16 protein-coding genes are annotated in these 17,082 nt (G+C 54.9%); 7 read left to right on the forward strand and 9 right to left on the reverse strand.

The genetic code is table 11. The features are described 5' to 3' along the window. Positions 1-11 precede the first annotated feature (11 nt). The 6 genes from lepA to rseD form a co-directional block, all read right to left on the reverse strand. Entirely contained in the window at positions 12-1,811 is a 1,800-nt protein-coding gene (gene lepA, locus EnteroDNA1_RS08495; protein ID WP_032659499.1) for a translation elongation factor 4, read from the reverse strand. A 185-nt stretch (positions 1,812-1,996) separates the two neighbouring features. Further along, the gene (gene rseC / locus EnteroDNA1_RS08500) at positions 1,997-2,473 is read right to left on the reverse strand and encodes a SoxR-reducing system protein RseC (RefSeq protein WP_023308850.1); all 477 of its coding nucleotides are present in this window, start codon (positions 2,471-2,473) and stop codon (positions 1,997-1,999) included. Further along, entirely contained in the window at positions 2,470-3,423 is a 954-nt protein-coding gene (gene rseB / locus EnteroDNA1_RS08505; protein WP_033146239.1) for a sigma-E factor regulatory protein RseB, read from the reverse strand. The genes rseC and rseB overlap by 4 nt, the downstream gene beginning before the upstream one ends. Continuing rightward, positions 3,423-4,073: an anti-sigma-E factor RseA gene (gene rseA, locus EnteroDNA1_RS08510; RefSeq protein ID WP_008502186.1), complete on the reverse strand. Its 651-nt coding sequence runs from the start codon at positions 4,071-4,073 to the stop codon at positions 3,423-3,425. Before rseA ends, rseB begins: the two co-directional genes overlap by 1 nt. Positions 4,074-4,104: 31 nt before the next feature. Then, entirely contained in the window at positions 4,105-4,680 is a 576-nt protein-coding gene (gene rpoE, locus EnteroDNA1_RS08515; RefSeq protein ID WP_006176728.1) for an RNA polymerase sigma factor RpoE, read from the reverse strand. Next, positions 4,677-4,763 (reverse strand): rpoE leader peptide RseD, encoded by an 87-nt coding sequence (gene rseD, locus EnteroDNA1_RS22690; protein ID WP_223862639.1) that lies wholly within the window; start codon positions 4,761-4,763, stop codon positions 4,677-4,679. Before rseD ends, rpoE begins: the two co-directional genes overlap by 4 nt. A gap of 340 nt (positions 4,764-5,103) precedes the next feature. Here rseD and nadB point away from each other — a divergent pair, with 340 nt between their 5' ends. Beyond that, positions 5,104-6,723 (forward strand): L-aspartate oxidase, encoded by a 1,620-nt coding sequence (gene nadB, locus EnteroDNA1_RS08520; protein WP_033146240.1) that lies wholly within the window; start codon positions 5,104-5,106, stop codon positions 6,721-6,723. On the opposite strand, the gene trmN is transcribed toward nadB, so the two are convergent. Further along, a complete protein-coding gene (trmN, locus tag EnteroDNA1_RS08525) occupies positions 6,708-7,445 on the reverse strand; it encodes a tRNA(1)(Val) (adenine(37)-N(6))-methyltransferase TrmN (RefSeq protein ID WP_033146241.1) in 738 nt (245 codons plus the stop codon). The two genes, nadB and trmN, sit on opposite strands and share 16 nt — an antisense overlap. A 132-nt stretch (positions 7,446-7,577) precedes the next feature. On the opposite strand from trmN, the gene srmB reads away from it, so the two are divergent. Beyond that, the gene (srmB, locus tag EnteroDNA1_RS08530; protein WP_023308854.1) at positions 7,578-8,906 is read left to right on the forward strand and encodes an ATP-dependent RNA helicase SrmB; all 1,329 of its coding nucleotides are present in this window, start codon (positions 7,578-7,580) and stop codon (positions 8,904-8,906) included. Positions 8,907-8,955: 49 nt separating this feature from the next. Here srmB and grcA read toward each other — a convergent pair whose 3' ends face one another. Then, on the reverse strand, positions 8,956-9,339 hold the full coding sequence (grcA, locus tag EnteroDNA1_RS08535; RefSeq protein ID WP_029741127.1) for an autonomous glycyl radical cofactor GrcA: 384 nt from the start codon (positions 9,337-9,339) through the stop codon (positions 8,956-8,958). 314 nt (positions 9,340-9,653) lie between these two features. Between grcA and ung the strand changes: the two genes are divergently transcribed. Next, complete coding sequence (gene ung, locus EnteroDNA1_RS08540) at positions 9,654-10,343, forward strand: uracil-DNA glycosylase (RefSeq protein WP_023308856.1); 690 nt, start codon at positions 9,654-9,656, stop codon at positions 10,341-10,343. Positions 10,344-10,391: 48 nt separating this feature from the next. On the opposite strand, the gene EnteroDNA1_RS08545 is transcribed toward ung, so the two are convergent. Next, positions 10,392-11,522, reverse strand: coding sequence for a tRNA/rRNA methyltransferase (locus tag EnteroDNA1_RS08545; RefSeq protein ID WP_029741125.1), 1,131 nt, complete (start codon positions 11,520-11,522; stop codon positions 10,392-10,394). Positions 11,523-11,726: 204 nt separating this feature from the next. Here EnteroDNA1_RS08545 and trxC point away from each other — a divergent pair, with 204 nt between their 5' ends. The 4 genes from trxC to pssA all read left to right on the forward strand — a co-directional run bounded on the left by trxC (position 11,727) and on the right by pssA (position 17,079). Continuing rightward, positions 11,727-12,146 carry a thioredoxin TrxC gene (gene trxC, locus EnteroDNA1_RS08550; protein ID WP_023308858.1) on the forward strand — a complete coding sequence of 140 codons (420 nt, stop codon included), beginning with the start codon at positions 11,727-11,729 and terminating at the stop codon, positions 12,144-12,146. Between the two features lie 69 nt (positions 12,147-12,215). Next, positions 12,216-12,914: a tRNA-uridine aminocarboxypropyltransferase gene (locus EnteroDNA1_RS08555; RefSeq protein ID WP_069303187.1), complete on the forward strand. Its 699-nt coding sequence runs from the start codon at positions 12,216-12,218 to the stop codon at positions 12,912-12,914. Between the two features lie 35 nt (positions 12,915-12,949). Next, positions 12,950-15,613: a bifunctional acetate--CoA ligase family protein/GNAT family N-acetyltransferase gene (locus EnteroDNA1_RS08560; RefSeq protein WP_069303188.1), complete on the forward strand. Its 2,664-nt coding sequence runs from the start codon at positions 12,950-12,952 to the stop codon at positions 15,611-15,613. A gap of 110 nt (positions 15,614-15,723) precedes the next feature. Next, positions 15,724-17,079: a CDP-diacylglycerol--serine O-phosphatidyltransferase gene (gene pssA, locus EnteroDNA1_RS08565; RefSeq protein WP_023333068.1), complete on the forward strand. Its 1,356-nt coding sequence runs from the start codon at positions 15,724-15,726 to the stop codon at positions 17,077-17,079. Positions 17,080-17,082: the final 3 nt, after the last annotated feature.

The following is a 17,082-nucleotide window of genomic DNA, read 5'->3' on the forward strand; positions in this document are numbered from 1 at the left end:
ACTCCTTAGGGTTATTTGCCGTCTTTACCAACATGAAGGATGGCAAGGAATGCTTCCTGCGGCAGCTCGACGTTACCGACCTGCTTCATACGCTTCTTACCTTCTTTCTGCTTCTGCAGCAGCTTTTTCTTACGGCTGACGTCACCGCCATAGCACTTCGCCAGAACGTTTTTACGCAGCTGTTTCACGGTTGAACGCGCGATAATGTGGTTGCCAATCGCCGCCTGAATCGCGATATCGAACTGCTGACGCGGGATCAGATCTTTCATCTTCTCAACCAGCTCGCGACCGCGGTACGGCGCATTGTCGTTGTGGGTGATCAGCGCCAGCGCATCCACGCGCTCGCCGTTGATCAGCACGTCCACACGCACCATGTTGGAGGCCTGGAAGCGTTTGAAGTTGTAATCCAGTGACGCATAGCCACGGGAGGTCGACTTCAGACGGTCGAAGAAGTCGAGTACCACTTCCGCCATCGGGATCTCATAGGTCAGCGCCACCTGGTTACCGTGGTAAACCATGTTGGTCTGCACGCCACGCTTCTCAATACACAGCGTAATGACGTTCCCCAGGAATTCCTGCGGCAGCAGCATGTGACACTCTGCAATAGGCTCACGCAGCTCCTGAATGTTGTTCAGCGGCGGCAGCTTGGACGGGCTATCGACGTAGATCACTTCTTTCGAGGTGGTTTCAACTTCATAGACTACCGTCGGCGCCGTGGTGATCAGATCCAGATCGTATTCACGCTCCAGACGTTCCTGAATGATCTCCATGTGCAGCAGACCGAGGAAGCCACAGCGGAAGCCGAAGCCCAGCGCCGTTGAGCTTTCTGGCTCGTAGAACAGGGAAGCATCGTTCAGGCTCAGTTTACCGAGCGCGTCACGGAAGTTTTCGTAGTCGTCAGAGCTGACCGGGAACAGACCCGCGTAAACCTGCGGTTTCACCTTTTTAAAGCCTGGCAGCGCTTTATCTGCCGGGTTACGTGCACCGGTCAGGGTATCGCCCACCGGCGCGCCGAGGATGTCTTTAATGGCGCAGACCAGCCAGCCTACCTCGCCGCATCTCAGCTCGGTACGGTCAACCTGTTTTGGCGTGAAGATGCCCAGACGGTCTGCGTTGTAGACCTGTCCGGTACTCATTACCTTGATTTTGTCGCCTTTACGCATGGTGCCGTTTTTAATACGCACCAGAGAGACAACGCCCAGATAGTTATCGAACCAGGAGTCGATAATCAGCGCCTGCAGCGGACCATCCGGATCGCCTTCCGGGGCCGGAATGTCACGTACCAGGCGTTCCAGCACGTCGGTCACGCCCACACCGGTTTTCGCGGAGCAGCGCACGGCATCGGTCGCGTCAATGCCGACAATATCTTCAATCTCTTCCGCTACGCGCTCAGGATCGGCGGCTGGCAGGTCGATCTTGTTCAGAACCGGCACAACTTCGAGATCCATTTCCATCGCGGTGTAGCAGTTTGCCAGGGTCTGGGCTTCAACGCCCTGCCCGGCATCCACCACCAGCAGCGCGCCTTCACAGGCCGCGAGCGAGCGTGAAACCTCATAGGAGAAGTCAACGTGGCCTGGGGTGTCGATAAAGTTCAGTTGATAGGTTTCACCATCAGCCGCTTTGTAATCAAGCGTAACGCTCTGCGCTTTAATGGTGATACCGCGTTCGCGTTCCAGGTCCATGGAGTCCAGAACCTGGGCTTCCATTTCACGATCAGACAGGCCACCGCAAATCTGGATAATACGGTCAGACAGCGTCGACTTACCGTGGTCAATGTGAGCAATGATCGAAAAGTTACGTATGTTCTTCATATAGTTAAATAATTATGCCTTACGAATTCCTGGAGGCCGCTGTTCTTAGCCTGACGTTTTTCAGTGCGAAAACGCAGCATTCTACACTACATCCTCGCTACCTGGAAATGCACTTAGAAGCAGGTATAGCGTGAAGAAAGGCCGTTTTCTGTTTTAGGGTGTAAAAAATGATAAAGCCCGATGGATCACCGGGCCTCAGAAGAGAGCGTTTCAACACGAAGCTGGTCTGGTGCCAGCCCAACGCTGAGAATGACAGGCTGCCACTCCTCGCGTGCGGCAAGCGTCGGAGAGAGGCCTTTGGCAAGCCAGAATCCCCCCACGCCACCCAATGCGGCACCGCACATAGCGGCCACATCGGTACCAAACAGCATCTGAAACAGGCCGCCCATGATAAACAGGCCGACCAGCGGAGAGAGATACACCAGCATAGCGGAGCTGAGCAGGCTGCCTTCCGCGATGCCCAGTTCCACCTTCTGTCCCGCCATCAGCGGCTGTTCGCTTGGCACAGAAATCGTGTGCGATGTTTGTGGCCCAAGCTTATTCAACACGCGGCTGCCGCAGCCGGCGCGGGATGCGCAGCTATTACATGAGGCTTTAACATCGCAGCTCACCAGCGCAATGCCGTTTTGCCAGGAGACAACCGTCGCCCACTCTTTGATCATTGTGCAGCCCTGAATTTAATGCTGTCGGAGATGCGCTTCGCCGTCTGCGGAGGGAGTTCTCCCACAATGGTGATCTCTGCGTTATCGCGTACCGTTGTACTCACCGTACGGCGCCCGGTACGCAGCATTTGTTCAGCGCTGTTTGCCGTTGCGCGATTAATATTCACCGAGAAGCTGAACAAACCATCCGAATAGAGGCGCGATTCTACCGGCGTTTCAATCGTTGGCAGCTGACGACGGCTGCTGGACACTTCGCTAAACCCTTGCGGGATCCAGGCAGGTACCCAGTTGAAATTAACGGAATCCCCGGCAGGAACAGAAAGCAGCGGTGGCAGGCTGGCCTTAGCCAGATTCTGCATGCTGTTGCCAACCTGATTGTTCACGCTGAAGGAGATAACCCGGAACTGTTCCAGCGTTTCACCGTCACGGTCGAGCAGGTCAACACGCATGGGGAGTTTGGTTTCGGCATCAATCCAGACGATATAGCTGTAGCGCGTTCCGTCCCGGGCAACAACGCGAATTACCTCGCACAGTCTGTCCGCGATGCGGGTACGCCCTACCGAAATAAAATCGTAGTAAGGGGCAAGCCGTTTGAAGTCGGTGTAAATGAGTGACGGCAGGGAATCAACGATATAGTCGCCATTCAGCGTGAAAGGCTCCAGGCCTGGCTCGAAATAGCTGATTTCATTACCACGTTGGACCACTTCCCGACGCGGGCCATCCATCTGTAAAAGCTGGGCGAGCGGCTGCTTATCAAGACGGGCATGACGATAGCGTAACGACTCGACGCCCTGCTTATTGATGCTGATAAATGCCAACTCATAATTGAGTGACTGGCTGGCCAGATTCATTTGCTGCAACAACGCCCCGGATGAAACATCAGCCGAGGCGTTGGCAGAGAAGAACAGGCTACCCGCCATCAGAGACATGGCGAACCAAAGTTGCTTCATTACTGCGATTGCGTTCCTAAAGTTTGGTTTCCGGGCACCTGCACAGCAGCTTGCTGGGTCTGCGCCTGCTCAAACTGAAGCTGTTCAGAGTGCAGACGACGCTGCAACTCGTAATCCTGCAACATCGCATTAATGCGACGGCGCTGCTCCTGAACCTGCTGTTGCTGACCGCCGCTGGCGGATGCATCAGCCGGTACGCCCAGGCTTACCGGGCTGGCTTTGCCCATCATCGGCAGTGTGTTAAACACTGGCGCTTCTGGCTGCTGATTAGTTTCAGACTGAGTATTATAGTGCTGGACGCCAACAATAACTGCAAGCGATACGCATGCTGCCACACCCATTTGGGTAAGCTGGCTGGCCCACGGACGCACCTTTTGCCAGAACGGCATTTTCTGCCACTGGTGAGGCGCGGGTTGAGCTTCAGGAATCAGCGGAGTGGTCTGATGAACAGGCTCATTCTCGATCGCCGCCATGACGCGGGCTGAGATATCGAAATGGAGAACCTCGCCGGTGTCACCGCGAAGGGTGTCACGGATGAGATGGTAACTCTCCCAGGTCTCTTGCATTTCGGGTGAATGAGACAGCTCGTTGAGCAGCTCACTATCCACCGTTTCACCATCCATTAAAGCGGAAAGTTTTTCTTTCTGCATGCCTAATACCTTTTCCAGTATCCCGCTATCGTCAACGCCTGATAAGCGGTTGAACTTTATTATCAATAGCTTCTCGCGCACGGAAAATTCGTGAACGTACCGTGCCGACCGGACAATCCATGATCGCGGCTATCTCTTCATAGCTCAGACCATCCAGCTCCCGTAACGTAATTGCCATACGTAAATCTTCCGGGAGCGACTCGATCGTGCGAAAAACGATTTGTCTCAGTTCTTCTGACAACATTAAGTTCTCAGGGTTCGAAATTTCTTTCAATGCGCCGCCGCTTTCAAAGTTTTCGGCGTCGATTGCGTCCACATCACTTGAAGGCGGACGACGGCCCTGAGCGACCAGATAATTCTTCGCCGTATTGACCGCAATACGGTACAGCCAGGTATAAAAAGCACTATCTCCCCGGAAAGAATCCAGCGCGCGATAGGCCTTAATAAAAGACTCTTGCACCACATCAGGCACATCGCCTGATGGTACATAGCGGGAAACCAGGCTCGCCACCTTATGCTGGTAGCGGACCACCAGTAGGTTAAAGGCTTTCTGATCTCCCTTCTGGACCCGTTCAACCAGGACCTGGTCCGTTAACTGCTCGCTCATCCGAGGTAATGTCTCCCCAAACCTAAATTCCACGCGTTATCGAAACGCCACTCTAAAAATACCGCACTTTGAGCAAGCACCATTTAGAGTGTCTGATCTTCAATAAGTTCCGTAACGCCTTTGTTTTTGTTCATCGCGCCGCAGACCGTTTATTTTCTCTCATTATAAGTCTGTTCACGATACGCACCACTTTATGACAAGAAACATCTTTTTCCCGCCAGAAGAGTAACGCAACACAGGCTTTATTTCACCACAAAATCTGACGCTAACGATCTGCTTCGCAAAATAATTTCACTCATTTACCCTCCGTTTACCTCCGCTTACGCGTTTAGCCATTGCGACAGCCTCTAAAAAAATACGTGCGATATATCGCATTCAGGTGCTATTCTGACCCAACACTGTTTAGTAAATTAAACAACTATCATGAACACAACACCTGAACTCCATTGTGATGTACTGATCATCGGCAGCGGCGCTGCCGGTCTCTCTCTGGCGCTGCGCCTGGCCGAGCATCAAAACGTTATCGTTCTGAGTAAAGGACCGATAAGTGAAGGTTCCACGTTTTATGCCCAGGGCGGCATTGCCGCCGTGTTTGATGAGACAGACAGCATTGCATCCCATGTCGAGGATACGCTCATTGCCGGAGCAGGGATCGTGGATGCACACGCCGCAGAGTTTGTCGCCAGCAATGCCCGGCACTGCGTTCAGTGGCTCATCGACCAGGGCGTCTTATTCGATACTCAGGTTCAACCCAACGGTGAAGAGAGCTACCACCTGACTCGCGAAGGCGGCCATAGTCACCGCCGCATCCTGCACGCAGCGGATGCCACCGGAAAAGAAGTGGAAACCACGCTGGTCAGTAAAGCGCTGAACCATCCTAATATTCGGGTTCTCGAGCGAAGCAATGCCGTTGACCTGATTATCTCTGACAAGATTGGCCTGCCCGGCACGCGTCGCGTGGTGGGCGCCTGGGTCTGGAACCGAAATAAAGAGAAGGTGGAAACCTGCCGGGCGAAGGCTGTGGTACTGGCGACGGGCGGCGCCTCCAAGGTGTATCAGTACACCACGAACCCTGACATTGCCTCCGGAGACGGTATCGCAATGGCCTGGCGCGCAGGCTGTCGGGTGGCAAACCTCGAGTTTAATCAGTTTCACCCCACCGCCTTGTTCCACCCTCAGGCACGCAACTTCCTGCTGACGGAAGCCCTGCGCGGTGAAGGCGCTTATCTGAAACGCCCTGATGGCTCCCGCTTTATGCCCGACTTTGACGCCCGGGGTGAACTTGCCCCGCGTGACATCGTTGCCCGCGCCATCGATCATGAAATGAAGCGCCTTGGCGTAGACTGCATGTATCTCGATATCAGCCATAAGCCAGCAGAGTTTATTCGCCAGCATTTCCCGATGATTTATGAAAAGCTGCTCAATCTTGGCATTGATTTAACGCGCGACCCGGTGCCCATTGTGCCAGCGGCCCACTATACCTGCGGTGGCGTAATGGTTGACGATCATGGACGTACTGACGTAGACGGTCTGTATGCTATCGGTGAGGTCAGCTATACCGGACTTCACGGCGCGAACCGTATGGCCTCTAACTCGCTGCTTGAGTGTCTGGTGTACGGCTGGTCGGCGGCGGAAGACATTACGAAGCGCATGCCTTACGCCCGCGAGACAGAGCGCCTGCCAGCCTGGGATGAAAGCCGCGTGGATAATCCGGACGAGCTGGTCGTGATCCAGCACAACTGGCATGAACTACGGCTGTTTATGTGGGACTACGTAGGGATTGTGCGCACCACGAAACGCCTGGAACGCGCCTTGCGCCGCATCACCATGCTGCAGCAGGAAATTGATGAGTACTATGCTAATTTCCGCGTATCCAATAATCTGCTTGAGCTGCGCAATCTGGTGCAGGTTGCCGAGCTGATTGTTCGCTGCGCGATGATGCGTAAAGAGAGCCGCGGGCTGCACTATACCCTGGACTACCCGGATCAGCTTGCTGAATCCGGCCCGTCGATACTCGCCCCGCAGGTTTACATAAACAGATAAAACGCCTGGGTCAGGGCAGTGTAATCTTCGGAATAGCGCTGGTCTGGCCCACGGATCACCATTCGGTCATTAAAGCATTCACCCTCTTTTGGCGACAGAGCCAGCAGTACGCGGTGCGGCAGTCGACCTTCCGTATCCGAAATATCGGTACGCAGACGTAACGTCCAGCCGATCTCCTGCGCGATACCGATGAACGTGTTGCCGGTACTCTCTGGCAGGACCACACAGAAAAAACCCTCTTCGGAGATGAGTTCTGCCGCGCTGGTGAGCAGCGCTTTATGATCGAGGGAGCCGGTATAACGCGCCTGTTCACGCTCGGGTGTCCCGCACTCAACGCCGGGCTCGTAGTAGGGAGGGTTGCTGACGATCAGATCGTAACGCGCGGTTTGTTCAGGCGCCCAGGCGAGCACGTCTGCGCATTCCACTTTCATTCGGACTGCCCAGGGGGATTCGGCCATATTGTCACTCGCCTGCTCTGCGGCCTGCGCGTCCAGTTCGACGGCATCAATGATGACATGTTCTTCCGTACGCTGCGCCAGCATCAGCGCCACCAGCCCGCTGCCGGTACCGATATCAAGAATACGCTTAACACCTGCGACAGGCGCCCACGCTCCCAGTAAAATACCGTCTGTACCAACCTTCATGGCACAGCGATCGTGAGCGACAAAAAATTGTTTAAACGTAAAACCATCGCGGCGCAGCTGCGCTTTGAGTTGAGACATGTCAGGGCAACCTTCTAAGTGAAACTGGAGTAGCATAGGGGAAAGCGAAGTGGCCGAAAAGCGATATCCATACAAACAGATGAAGATTACAGCCGTAACGTCTATAATCAGCGCCCCACACAGAGGTAGAACATGACTGTAACGACTTTTTCCGAACTTGAACTCGATGAAAGCCTGCTCAATGCACTTGAGAGCAAAGGCTTTACACGCCCGACCGCCATTCAGGCAGCGGCCATTCCGCCTGCGCTTGAGGGCCGCGATGTGCTCGGTTCTGCGCCAACCGGCACGGGGAAGACAGCAGCCTATTTGCTGCCTGTGTTGCAGCATCTGCTCGACTTTCCGCGTAAAAAATCTGGCCCGCCGCGTATTTTGATCCTGACGCCTACGCGCGAACTGGCAATGCAGGTTGCCGATCACGCGCGTGAACTCGCGGCAAATACTCATCTGGATATCGCCACCATCACCGGCGGCGTTGCGTACATGAACCACGCCGAAGTGTTCAGCGAAAACCAGGACATCGTCGTTGCGACGACGGGCCGCCTGCTGCAGTACATTAAAGAAGAGAATTTCGACTGCCGTGCGGTTGAAACGCTGATCCTCGACGAAGCCGACCGCATGCTGGACATGGGCTTCGCACAGGATATCGAGCACATTGCAGGGGAAACGCGCTGGCGTAACCAGACGATGCTGTTCTCTGCCACCCTCGAAGGGGAAGCGATCAAAGACTTCGCAGAGCGTCTGCTGGAAGATCCGGTGGAAGTCTCGGCGACGCCGTCCACCCGTGAGCGTAAGAAGATCCACCAGTGGTACTACCGCGCGGATAACCTTGAGCACAAGGTCGAATTGCTGAAACACCTGCTGAAGCAGGAAGATGCTCTGCGCACAATCGTGTTTGTGCGTAAGCGCGAGCGCGTGCACGAGCTGGCTGAGATGCTGCGTAACGCCGGGATCAACAACTGCTATCTTGAAGGCGAGATGGCGCAGATCAAGCGTACCGAAGGCATTAAGCGCCTGACCGATGGCCGCGTTAACGTGCTGGTTGCGACTGACGTTGCCGCACGCGGGATCGACATCCCGGACGTCAGCCACGTCATTAACTTCGATATGCCGCGCAGCGGAGATACCTACCTGCACCGTATTGGTCGTACCGGCCGCGCGGGCCGCAAAGGGATTGCGATTTCACTGGTCGAAGCGCATGACTACCTGCTGCTGCAGAAAATTGGCCGCTATGTTGATGAGCCGCTGAAAGCGCGCGTTATTGACGAACTCCGCCCGACCACGCGTGCGCCGAGTGAAAAGATGACGGGTAAACCGTCCAAGAAAGCGCTCGCAAAACGTGCTGAGAGAAAAGAGAAAGAAAAAGAGAAACCGCGCGTGAAGCAGCGCCACCGCGATACCAAAAACATTGGTAAGCGCCGTAAGCCAAGCTCTGCCGCACCAGAGACGAAAACTGAAGAGTAAAAAAAGCCGGGGAAATCCCCGGCTTTTTTATTCCCCCCTGCTGAAGCCGTTACAGGCTTTCAGTAAAGGTACGTGCGATAACGTCGCGCTGCTGTTCTGGAGTCAGTGAGTTAAAGCGAACCGCATAGCCAGACACGCGGATGGTCAGCTGTGGGTATTTTTCTGGATGCTCAACGGCATCCATCAGCGTTTCGCGGCGCAGCACGTTTACGTTCAGGTGCTGACCACCTTCCACGCGCACTTCCGGCTGCACTTCCATAGGAACTTCACGGTATTCGATTTCGCCCAGTTTGTTTACCGGTACGATTTCATCTTCAGCAAAACCCGCTTTCGCAACGACGCAGCGCGCTTCGTTCTTCTCGCTGTCCAGCAGCCAGAAAGAATTGAGCAGATCGTCATTTGCAGCTTTAGTAATCTGGATACCTGTAATCATGTGTTGCCTCCCTTAGGCTACATTAACTCGTGTCGGCCTCTCGCGGCCAATTGGTAAAACCATTGTTTCTTGTGTGTATATATAACATTCACACCCCGGCGATTTATTGATTTAAATCAACAAAAGCACCAACCACATAAAGAGTGTGGTTTGAATTTATTGTTTTAGATCAATTTAACAGCCTTGCCAATTCAACTTACCCTGTATCTTTTCAAAATAAATTTAGCCACTTAGCACGTATTTCAGCGCGTAATTTTGCTCACCGGGGTGAAACAGGTAAGCTAGTCAGAGATTGAGATTCGCAGGAGAGCGAGATGACGACACCTTTAACCTGGCATGACGTGCTGGCAGAAGAAAAGCAGCAGCCTTATTTTATCAATACGCTCAGCACCGTTGCCGCTGAGCGTCAGTCCGGACAGACGATTTACCCGCCGCAAAAAGACGTGTTCAACGCCTTTCGCTACACCGAACTGAGCGATGTGAAAGTGGTCATTCTGGGCCAGGATCCCTATCACGGCCCCGGGCAGGCGCATGGGCTGGCGTTTTCCGTTCGTCCGGGCGTGGCTATCCCCCCTTCTCTGCTCAACATGTATAAAGAGCTTGAAGCAACCGTGCCCGGTTTTACCCGGCCAAACCACGGTTACCTGGAAAGCTGGGCGCGCCAGGGCGTGCTGTTGCTGAATACGGTGCTTACCGTACGGGCGGGTCAGGCGCACTCGCACGCCAGTCTGGGCTGGGAGACGTTTACCGATAAAGTCATCAGCCTTATCAACGAGCATCGTGAAGGGGTGGTGTTTTTACTCTGGGGTTCTCACGCGCAGAAGAAAGGGGCGATTATTGACCGTCAGCGTCATCACGTGCTGAAAGCACCGCACCCGTCACCGCTGTCTGCGCATCGCGGTTTCTTTGGCAGTAATCATTTTGTTCTGGCGAATGAATGGCTGGAAAAACGTGGCGAAAAGCCGATTGACTGGATGCCTGTATTACCGGCAGAGAGCGAGTAGTTTGAGTTTGTATGCCCGGCTCACCGGGCATACAAAAAGCATAATGGCTTATGCCTTGTTCTGACGCCACCATTCGGCCAGCAGTACGCCGGTCGCAACGGATACGTTCAGACTTTCCACATTGCCTGTTCCGTCGATAGAGACGCTCAGATCCGCACTGGAGAGCGCCGCGTCAGACAGACCATCACGTTCCTGACCTAATACCAGCACCATTTTGCGCGGCAGCGTCGCTTTAAACAGCGGCGTACCGGCATGGCTTGAGGTGGTCACGATGGAATAACCCGCTTTACGGAACTGCTCGAGTGCGTCCAGAACGCTGTCGCCGGTGATCGGCTGTACGTGCTCGGCTCCGCCTTCCGCAGTACGGATCGCGGCACCGGATTCCAGCAGCGCGGCATCCTGCAACAGCACGCCTTTCACGCCAAAGTGCGCGCAGCTACGCATCATTGCGCCCAGGTTGTGCGGGTTGCCCACATCTTCCAGGGCCAGCACGCAGTCATCGGCATCCGCCTGGCTGACCCACTGCTGCACGGTCGTGCCGTTACGCTTTTTGATCAGGAAGCAGACGCCGCCGTGGTGTTCAGTGCCGGACGCTTTGGTCAGCTCGGCATCATCAACCACGTGGTAGGCTTTACGGTTCGCGGCCATCCAGCGCAGCGCTTCTTTGAAGCGCGGGGTCACGCTCTGGATAAACCAGGCGCGGACGATACACTCAGGACGGCTCAGGAACAGCGCCTGGCAGGCGTTCTCGCCATACACGCGGGTCTCTTCCGCACGCTGACGGCGCAGCACTTCCGGGTCGATAAAGCTTTTACCGCTGATACCGCCGTGATCGGCTTTTTCCGGCGTCTCATCGCCAGGGGCGCGAGAAACGGTGCGCCACGGTGAGGCGTTATCACGTGAGAAGTCATCACGCGGACGATCGTCGCGTGGACGGTCACTGCGTGGGCGGTCGGAACGCGGACGGTCATCGCGTTTGCGATCGTCACGTTTGCGGTCATCACCGCGGTTATTTCTGTCATCGCGGGCGGGGCGACGGCCACCGTCTGCACGAGAAGACGCCGGACGCCCGCCACCTTTTCCGGTACGCGGATTTTGGGTGCGTTTATCAGAGTCATCATCACTGCGGACATACATCACTTTGACCTTGCCGCTTTTGTTTTTCATTTCGTCGTTCATGCTTTTCTCCACCAGCGCTGCGCGAAGCGCGCAGATTACCCGATGTGCCAGCGCATAGCCATAATTTCGTACAAAAGCCTGTGACTATTGTTCTCATTGAATAAAACGCATTGTTGTTTCAAACAGGCTCATTGATAATATGTAACATATTAGAAACATTATCGGCGTTGTGACGCTGTCCCACGGCTCTATCAGAGGTTAGTTATGAATACCGTATGTGCCAACTGTCAGGCTCTTAATCGCATTCCGGACGATCGGATGGAAGATGGTGCGAAATGCGGACGTTGTGGCCATGAATTATTTGATGGCGATGTCATTAACGCGACGGGTGCTACGCTGGACAAACTCCTCAAGGACGATCTTCCTGTCGTGATTGATTTCTGGGCGCCATGGTGCGGCCCTTGCCGTAGCTTCGCGCCGATTTTCGAAGATGTTGCCGAAGAGCGCAGCGGAAAAATGCGGTTCGTTAAGGTCAATACCGAAGCCGAACCCGAACTGAGCGCACGTTTTCGTATTCGCAGCATCCCGACCATTATGATTTTCAAAAATGGCGAAGTGATCGATATGCTCAACGGTGCGGTTCCAAAAGCACCTTTTGAAAGCTGGTTAAACGAGTCGCTGTAACATTCACGGGGCACGTCTTGTGCCCCGCTCCCGCCTCTGCGAAAATAGCGTTTTTCCTGCATTTCGCCCATGACTAATAACGCCGTTCTTAAATTACGCGCCGAACGCCTTGCGCGCGCCACCCGACCGTTCCTCGCCCGAGGCAACCGTATTCGCCGCTGTCAGCGCTGCCTGCTGCCGCTGAAGGTTTGTCTGTGCGAGACGCTGGCACCGAGTACGGCACAGAGCCGTTTTTGTCTGGTCATGTTCGATACCGAGCCGATGAAACCCAGCAATACGGGGCGTCTTATCGCCGATATTCTGCCGGATACCGCCGCGTTTCAGTGGTCCCGTACGGAGCCGCCTCAGGCCCTGCTTGATTTAGTGGCCAGCCTCGACTATCAGCCTATGGTCGTTTTCCCCGCGTCTTATGCAGGCGCAGAGCGCCAGGTGCTTTCAACGCCGCCATCCGGTAAACCACCGCTGTTTATCATGCTGGACGGTACCTGGACCGAAGCGCGAAAAATGTTTCGCAAAAGCCCGTATCTCGACGCGCTGCCGGTGATTTCTGTCGATCTTTCCCGCGTCTCCGCCTACCGCCTGCGTGAAGCGCATGCTGACGGGCAATACTGCACCGCCGAAGTGGCCATTGCGCTTCTGGATTTAGCGGGAGATACCGCTGCGGCTGGTGCCCTGGGCAAACATTTCTCATGTTTCCGGGAGCGCTATCTGGCGGGAAAAACCGTTCATAAGGGCAGCGTCACAGCGCCCGAGCCAGAAAGCGTTTAAAATCATCAGGTCGCTTGCATTCACAGGAGGCCTGCATGAGCCAGCGAGGGTTAGAAGCGCTACTTCGTCCTAAATCCATTGCCGTTATCGGCGCATCAATGAAGCCAGATCGTGCTGGCTATCTGATGATGCGCAATCTGCTGGCCGGGGGATTTAATGGCCCCGTCATGCCCGTCACGCCGTCTTATAAGGCCGTTCAGGGGGTACTTGCATGGCCTGACGTACAAAGCCTGCCCTTCGTGCCGGATCTTGCCGTACTCTGTACAAACGCGAAGCGCAACCCGGAACTGCTGGAATCACTCGGCAAGAAAGGGTGTAAAACCTGCATAATTCTCTCGTCTCCGCCTGAACAGAAAGCCGAGCTTCTGGCCTGCGCCAGCCGCTATCAAATGCGCATTCTTGGGCCAAACAGTCTGGGCCTGCTCGCCCCCTGGCAGGGGCTGAATGCCAGTTTCTCCCCGGTCCCGATCCGCAAAGGCAAACTGGCGTTTATCTCGCAGTCGGCTGCGGTATCGAACACCATCCTCGACTGGGCGCAGCAGCGTGAAATGGGATTCTCCTACTTCATTGCCCTGGGCGACAGCCTGGATATCGACGTTGATGAGCTGCTGGATTTTCTGGCGCGTGACGGCAAAACCAGCGCGATCCTGCTTTATCTTGAGCACCTCAGCGACGCGCGTCGTTTTGTCTCGGCTGCGCGAAGCGCTTCGCGCAATAAGCCGATCCTGGTGATCAAAAGCGGACGCAGCCCTGCGGCACAGCGTCTTCTGCATTCGCATTCCGGCATGGATCCCGCCTGGGACGCCGCCATTCAGCGCGCGGGGTTGCTGCGGGTACAGGATACGCACGAGCTTTTTTCCGCCGTTGAGACGTTAAGCCATATGCGCCCGTTGCGCGGTGAGAAGCTAATGATTGTCAGTAACGGTGCGGCCCCTGCAGCGCTCGCGCTGGACGAGCTGTGGCGGCGCTTCGGCAAGCTGGCAACGCTGAGTGAAGAGACGCTGCAGCGCCTGAAAGAAGCGCTTCCGACCAGCGTGACGCCCGGCAATCCGCTTGATTTGCGCGATGACGCCAGCAGCGACCGCTACATCAGAGCGATCTCCATTTTGCTGGATAGCCAGGATTTCGACGCGCTGATGATTATCCACTCCCCCAGCGCGGTCGCGCCGGGCAGTGAAAGCGCGCGCGCGCTCATTGACGCCGTGCGCAACCATCCGCGAGGTAAATACGTTACCCTGCTCACCAACTGGTGCGGCGAGTTTTCCTCTCAGGAGGCACGGCGCTTGTTCAGCGAGGCCGGGCTGCCAACCTACCGCACGCCGGAAGGCACCATCACCGCGTTTATGCATATGGTGGAATATCGCCGCAACCAGAAACAGCTGCGTGAGACGCCGGCTTTGCCGGGTAATCTGACGGCGAACACCGTCGACGTTCACCGGCTGTTGCAGCAGGCCATTGAAGAAGGCGCGACCTCGCTTGATACGCATGAGGTCCAGCCCATTCTGGGCAGCTACGGGATGCAAACCCTGCCGACCTGGATCGCCAGCGACAGCGCAGAGGCCGTGCATATAGCCGAACAGATTGGCTATCCGGTGGCCCTGAAGCTGCGTTCCCCGGATATCCCGCATAAGTCTGATGTTCAGGGGGTTATGTTATACCTGCGTACGGCGACTGAGGTGCAGCAGGCAGCTGATGCCATTTTTGATCGGGTCAAAATGGCCTGGCCGCAGGCAAGGATCCACGGATTGCTGGTGCAAAGCATGGCAAACCGTGCAGGGGCTCAGGAATTACGGGTGGTGGTTGAACACGATCCCGTCTTCGGCCCGCTCATCATGCTGGGAGAGGGGGGCGTTGAGTGGCGTCCGGAGGAGCAGGCCGTGGTGGCGTTACCGCCGCTGAATATGAACCTGGCGCGTTATCTGATCATCCAGGCGATTAAAAGTAAAAAGATCCGTGGCCGGAGTGCGCTGCGCCCGCTTGATATTGCCGGGTTAAGTCAGTTCCTGGTGCAGGTGTCTAACCTGATTGTGGATTGTGCCGAAATCCAGCGGCTGGACATTCATCCGCTGCTCGCCTCGGGCAATGAGTTTACGGCGCTGGACGTGACCCTGGATATCGCGCCATTCGAAGGAGACAGAGAGAGCCGTCTGGCGATCCGCCCGTATCCCCTGCAGCTGGAAGAGTGGGTTGAGATGAAGAATGGGGAACGCGCCTTGTTCCGCCCTATTCTGCCGGAAGATGAGCCCCAGCTGCGGACCTTTATCTCTCAGGTCACGAAAGAGGATCTTTATTATCGCTATTTTAGCGAAATCAACGAATTTACCCACGATGATTTAGCCAATATGACCCAGATCGACTACGATCGAGAAATGGCGTTTGTTGCCGTTCGTCGCTCCGATAAGGGGGATGAGATCCTCGGCGTCACGCGTGCGATTTCTGACCCGGATAACGTGGATGCGGAGTTTGCGGTGCTGGTGCGCTCCGATCTTAAAGGCCTGGGTCTGGGCAGACGGCTGCTGGAAAAACTCATCAGTTATACGCGAGATCACGGATTGTTACGCCTCAATGGCATTACTATGCCTAACAATCGCGGTATGGTGACCCTGGCGCGAAAACTTGGGTTTGACGTTGATATTCAGCTGGACGAAGGTATTGTGGCCTTGTCCCTCAGTCTGAGATCAGCAGACAAACGCGAGTAAGCTACTGGAAATGTTACCCACTTTGGACGGGACTGGTGGTATCATTGTCCGCTTATGTTGTTTGCATGGTACAGACAACCCTTCAATGAACAGAGAAGAAACGCACTGTGATGTTGTCAAAATTTAAGCGTAATAAACATCAACAACACCTTGCTCAACTACCGAAGATTTCTCAGTCAGTTGATGATGTAGAGTTCTTTTACGCTCCCGCTCATTTTCGGGAGACGCTTCTGGAAAAGATTGCCAGCGCCACGCGACGCATTTGCATTGTAGCGCTCTATCTTGAACAGGATGAAGGCGGGCGCGCGATCCTGAACGCGCTCTATGAAGCCAAACGTCAGCGCCCGGAACTCGATGTTCGCGTGCTGGTCGACTGGCATCGCGCTCAGCGTGGCCGTATTGGCGCTGCCGCGTCAAACACCAATGCCGACTGGTATTGCCGCACGGCGCAGGAAAATCCTGGCGTTGATGTGCCTGTTTATGGCGTCCCGGTTAATACCCGTGAAGCGCTCGGCGTACTTCATTTCAAGGGCTTCATCATTGATGACAGCGTGCTTTACAGCGGCGCAAGTCTGAATGATGTTTACCTTCATCAGCTCGATAAATATCGCTACGACCGCTACCATCTGATCCGTAATCCGCAGATGGCCGATATCATGTTTAACTGGGTTGATAAAAATCTGGTCCATGGCCGCGGTGTTAATCGCCTTGACGATCCTGAGCGTCCTAAAAGCCCGGAAATCAAAAACGATGTTCGCGCCTTCCGCCAGGAGCTGCGTGATGCGGTCTATCATTTCCAGGGTGATGCGAACAACGAAGAGTTATCCGTTACCCCGCTGGTAGGGCTCGGTAAATCAAGCCTGCTGAACAAAACGATATTCCATCTGATGCCGTGCGCGGAGCAGAAACTCACCATCTGTACGCCGTACTTCAACCTTCCTGCCGTGCTGGTGCGTAATATCATTCAGCTGCTGCGCGACGGTAAAAAAGTGGAAATCATCGTTGGTGATAAAACCGCAAACGACTTTTTCATTCCTGAAGATCAGCCGTTCAAAATCATCGGTGCGCTGCCTTATCTCTATGAGATCAACCTGCGCCGTTTCCTGAGCCGTTTACAGTATTACGTAAACACTGACCAGCTGGTTGTGCGTCTCTGGAAAGATGAAGACAACACTTACCATCTGAAAGGAATGTGGGTCGACGATGAGTGGATGCTGCTGACCGGTAATAACCTGAACCCACGCGCGTGGCGACTGGATCTGGAAAACGCTATCCTGATCCATGACCCGCAGCACGAGTTAGCCGCAAAACGTGAACGTGAGCTGGAACTGATTCGCACGCATACCACTGTGGTTAATCATTACCGCGAACTGCAGAGCATTGCCGATTATCCGGTAAAAGTCCGCAAGCTTATCCGCCGCTTACGTCGTATCCGTATCGACCGACTTATCAGCCGTATTCTGTAATGT

Source organism: Enterobacter sp. HK169 (assembly GCF_001719105.1).
GTDB lineage: Bacteria > Pseudomonadota > Gammaproteobacteria > Enterobacterales > Enterobacteriaceae > Enterobacter > Enterobacter asburiae_B.

Excerpts from the sequence above, each read along its gene's own strand:
- EnteroDNA1_RS08555 (WP_069303187.1), top strand. The coding sequence starts at position 12,216 with ATGACTAATAACGCCGTTCTTAAATTACGCGCCGAACGCCTTGCGCGC.
- srmB (WP_023308854.1), top strand. The coding sequence starts at position 7,578 with ATGACTGTAACGACTTTTTCCGAACTTGAACTCGATGAAAGCCTGCTC.
- rpoE (WP_006176728.1), bottom strand. The coding sequence starts at position 4,680 with ATGAGCGAGCAGTTAACGGACCAGGTCCTGGTTGAACGGGTCCAGAAG.
- trmN (WP_033146241.1), bottom strand. The coding sequence starts at position 7,445 with ATGTCTCAACTCAAAGCGCAGCTGCGCCGCGATGGTTTTACGTTTAAA.
- EnteroDNA1_RS08560 (WP_069303188.1), top strand. The coding sequence starts at position 12,950 with ATGAGCCAGCGAGGGTTAGAAGCGCTACTTCGTCCTAAATCCATTGCC.
- pssA (WP_023333068.1), top strand. The coding sequence starts at position 15,724 with ATGTTGTCAAAATTTAAGCGTAATAAACATCAACAACACCTTGCTCAA.
- trxC (WP_023308858.1), top strand. The coding sequence starts at position 11,727 with ATGAATACCGTATGTGCCAACTGTCAGGCTCTTAATCGCATTCCGGAC.
- rseC (WP_023308850.1), bottom strand. The coding sequence starts at position 2,473 with ATGATCAAAGAGTGGGCGACGGTTGTCTCCTGGCAAAACGGCATTGCG.
- rseA (WP_008502186.1), bottom strand. The coding sequence starts at position 4,073 with ATGCAGAAAGAAAAACTTTCCGCTTTAATGGATGGTGAAACGGTGGAT.
- ung (WP_023308856.1), top strand. The coding sequence starts at position 9,654 with ATGACGACACCTTTAACCTGGCATGACGTGCTGGCAGAAGAAAAGCAG.
- grcA (WP_029741127.1), bottom strand. The coding sequence starts at position 9,339 with ATGATTACAGGTATCCAGATTACTAAAGCTGCAAATGACGATCTGCTC.
- nadB (WP_033146240.1), top strand. The coding sequence starts at position 5,104 with ATGAACACAACACCTGAACTCCATTGTGATGTACTGATCATCGGCAGC.
- rseB (WP_033146239.1), bottom strand. The coding sequence starts at position 3,423 with ATGAAGCAACTTTGGTTCGCCATGTCTCTGATGGCGGGTAGCCTGTTC.
- rseD (WP_223862639.1), bottom strand. The coding sequence starts at position 4,763 with ATGGTGCTTGCTCAAAGTGCGGTATTTTTAGAGTGGCGTTTCGATAAC.
- EnteroDNA1_RS08545 (WP_029741125.1), bottom strand. The coding sequence starts at position 11,522 with ATGAACGACGAAATGAAAAACAAAAGCGGCAAGGTCAAAGTGATGTAT.
- lepA (WP_032659499.1), bottom strand. The coding sequence starts at position 1,811 with ATGAAGAACATACGTAACTTTTCGATCATTGCTCACATTGACCACGGT.